Source organism: Micromonospora sp. NBS 11-29, assembly GCF_002140155.1.
GTDB lineage: Bacteria > Actinomycetota > Actinomycetes > Mycobacteriales > Micromonosporaceae > Micromonospora.
Genome location: NZ_NAPR01000027.1, coordinates 8,167 through 8,483, shown reverse-complemented (window position 1 = coordinate 8,483; position 317 = coordinate 8,167). Strand labels below are relative to the sequence as shown.

Annotated in this window: 1 protein-coding gene; it reads left to right on the top strand. The window is 80.1% G+C overall.

The window, feature by feature from the left end:
- Nucleotides 1-55: 55 nt before the first annotated feature.
- Nucleotides 56-317 (top strand): CurL C-terminal domain-containing protein (locus B1205_RS32450; RefSeq protein WP_303395043.1); only part of this gene is annotated, 262 nt, incomplete at its 3' end.

Below are 317 nucleotides of genomic sequence, written 5' to 3'. Positions count from 1 at the left end.
CCGGCCCTGGCCGGCGGGGGACCGGCCGCGTCGCGCCGCCGTCTCCTCGTTCGGCGTGAGCGGCACCAACGCGCACGTCATCATCGAGGCGCCGCCCGCCGAGCCGACCCACGCCGTTCCCGCGCCGCGGGCGCTCACGCCGGTGCTGCTCTCGGCCCGCTCCGGCGCCGCGCTCGCCGCCCAGGCCGACCGCTGGGCGCGCCGGCTGACCGGCGACGACACCACCCGACCGGTCGACGTCGGCTGGTCGTCCGTGACCGGCCGGGCCGTGCTGGAGCACCGGGCCGTGGTCACCGCCGCCGACTCCGACGAGCTGC